General features: G+C 47.9%; 4 protein-coding genes. All 4 read right to left on the bottom strand.

Annotated features, from left to right (window positions below; genetic code table 11):
* On the bottom strand, positions 1–572 hold a 572-nt coding region (locus HY877_05975), incomplete at its 3' end, for a hypothetical protein (protein ID MBI5299822.1).
* Positions 573–583: 11 nt separating this feature from the next.
* Positions 584–1528 carry a 4-hydroxy-3-methylbut-2-enyl diphosphate reductase gene (ispH, locus tag HY877_05980; GenBank protein MBI5299823.1) on the bottom strand — a complete coding sequence of 315 codons (945 nt, stop codon included), beginning with the start codon at positions 1526–1528 and terminating at the stop codon, positions 584–586.
* Positions 1504–1908, bottom strand: coding sequence for a CBS domain-containing protein (locus HY877_05985; protein MBI5299824.1), 405 nt, complete (start codon positions 1906–1908; stop codon positions 1504–1506). Before HY877_05985 ends, ispH begins: the two co-directional genes overlap by 25 nt.
* A gap of 12 nt (positions 1909–1920) precedes the next feature.
* On the bottom strand, positions 1921–2806 hold an 886-nt coding region (gene aspA / locus HY877_05990; protein ID MBI5299825.1), incomplete at its 5' end, for an aspartate ammonia-lyase.

The raw sequence follows: 2806 nt of genomic DNA on the forward strand, positions 1-2806 counted from the left end.
AGATAATAGCCTGCGTGAGAACCAAGTCCTCCTGCGCCGATCAACAACACTTTTGATTTTAAAAGTTTGAGTTGACCCTCTTCTCCCACTTCGGGAATGTTCAAATGGCGAGCGTAGCGTGTGCGTTCTGAATCTGTGAGAGATGACGTTGTCTCCACACGATGATTCCCCGCCGCAACCGGCGGGGACACCGTCTCCCTCTCCCCTTGTGGGAGAGGGCAGGGTGAGGGGAATAATGCCGTCCATGCTTTGAAACCGCCGGCCATGGAAGAGGCGTTGGTGTAACCCAACTGTTTGAGCGAGTGAGCGGCCAGCAGGGAACGCGTGCCTCCGGCGCAGTGACAAATAATTGGCGTTGTTTTATCAGGGAACAGATTTTCAATTTTCAATTCCAAAAGACCGCGGGGAATATGTTTCGCGCGCGGGATATGTGCCTCTTTCCATTCTTCCGGTTCGCGCACATCAAGGATTACCGTTTTGGAATCCATATCGGCTCTTCTGTGAGCCTCTTCCGGCGTGATTTCAGGGACTTTTCCCTTGAGAGATTTCAGAAAATCTTGAAATGAGTGCATATTGTCCTGATTTAGAATTCGTCTTCGGCGGTGAAGTCGATATCCATGATTTCACCTTCTTTTGATTCCTGTCGAAAAACAACTTTTCCTTTGTACAATTCCAAAATTCTTTGCTGGATTTCCCGGATCTGTGATTTGGGTGTGGAGGTGCCGGCACCCAAACCCAAATGTTTCACCCCTTTAAGCCATTCCGCTTTCAGCAGATTGGGGGAGTCAACATGATAGGTGGTTTTGGGTAAATATTTTTGCGACAGTTTTGCAAGATTTGTGGTGTTGGAAGAATCAAATCCACCGATAACAATCATCGCGTCAACCCATTTTGCAAGGGCTTCCACCGCCTCTTGCTGATTCTTCACGGGTTTGCAACGGGTGTCGACTGCTTTTAGATGCGGATATTTTTTGGCGCGCATATAATTAACCAGTTTTTCAAATTTGTCGCGTGTGATGGTGGTCTGACAGATCACCACCACTTTCTCCAAATTGTCCGGGAGTTGGTCGATCTCTTCTTTAGAATAAACAACGTGGGTTTTCTTTCCGTAAGTTCTGCTCGCAATAATTTCGGCATGCTTTGGATTGCCGACGATGACAACATCATAACCTTCAGCCTCGAAGGTTGCGATTTTTCCATAAACCCATTTCAACAAAACAGGACAGGTGGCGTCGTGATACTGAATGCCTTTTTCAAGCAGAGATTCTTTGAGTTCTTTGGGATAACCGTGTGCGGTGATGATGACTTCTTTGATTCCTTTGTTCTGGATTTTTTCAAGATCCGTGTAGCGTTCCAAAACGGGAATGCCCTGATTAGCCAAGTCTCCCACAATTTTCGGATTGTGAACGAGCGGACCCAAAATGGGTTTGCGTTTGTCTTCAGCAATATCAATGGCGCCTTGCACGCCGAAGCAAGTGCCAGCGGAGTGGGCGAGAATGACTTCTAAAGTTGTTTCTGCAGAAGACATTTGTAGAAATCCTTCAATGAAATAATACCGACGATTTTGCGACCGTCCACCACGGGAAGATGGCGGAATTTTTCGCGGAACATGACTTCAACCAAATCCATGGCGTTGTCAGACGCTTGAGCCACCATGACTTTGGGGGTCATCACTTGTTCGATTTTTGTTTTGGCGGGATCCAGTTTTTTGGCGATGACTCTTCTTAATAAATCGCGTTCGGTAAAAATTCCCAGCAAATCCTGAATGGGGCTTAAGACCGCCAACGCGCCGATGTTGTGTTCGTCCATTAGCTGGACCGCATCCTGAACCAGAATGGTGGGTTCCACGGAGAGAAGTTCATGAGTCATAATCTCTTTTGCAGTTACTTTTTCGAGAGAGTTTTGCATGGCGTCTCCTTTTTAGTCTTTCTTTGGGGCTAGCATAGATCTGGGATCCAGCAATTTTTCAAGCTCTTTTTTGGGGAGGATTTTTTCCTCTTCGAGCAGGGCGCGGATCGTTTCATTCTTGGCAAAAGCCTCTTTGGCGAGCTTTGCGGATTTGTCGTAACCCAATACAGGTGCCAGAGAGGTGACCATCGCGAGGCTTTTTTCCACCATGGCTTCACAATGTTTTTCATTTGCCTTGATGCCGAGCACGCATTTGTCGGCAAGACTCAAAGCCGCACTGCTCAAGAGTTCCACGGATTCGATGAGATTGTGGGCAATCAACGGCATCATTACATTGAGTTCAAAATTGCCCGCCTGACAGCCGATGGTGATGGCGGCGTCGTTGCCGATTACCTGTGCGGCAATCTGCGCAACCGCTTCCGGAATAACCGGATTGAGTTTTCCCGGCATGATGGAGGAACCGGCTTGCAATGTGGGAAGTTCAATTTCAAAAAGCCCGCAACGCGGGCCGGAAGCCAGCCATCGGAGGTCGTTGACAATTTTCATCAGACTCACTGCCAGCGTTTTGAGAGCGCCGCTGGTGAAGACGCAGGCGTCTTTTGCGGCTTGTGCTTCGAAATGATTGTCGGTCTCACGAAATTTGAAACCGGTTTCTTCCACAAGTTTCTGACAAACTTTTTTACCAAACTGGGGATGGGTGTTGATGCCTGTTCCAACGGCAGTGCCGCCAATGGCAAGTTCCGCGAGTCCATCCAAAGTTTGTGTGACGCGATGAATCCCTTTTCGAATTTGCGCGGAATAAGCTGAAAACTCCTGACCGAGTGTGATCGGTGTGGCGTCTTGCAAATGCGTTCTGCCGATTTTGATAATGTTTTTGAACTCACCCGATTTTTTATTG

This window comes from Deltaproteobacteria bacterium (assembly GCA_016213065.1).
Classification (GTDB): domain Bacteria; phylum UBA10199; class UBA10199; order SPLOWO2-01-44-7; family SPLOWO2-01-44-7; genus JACRBV01.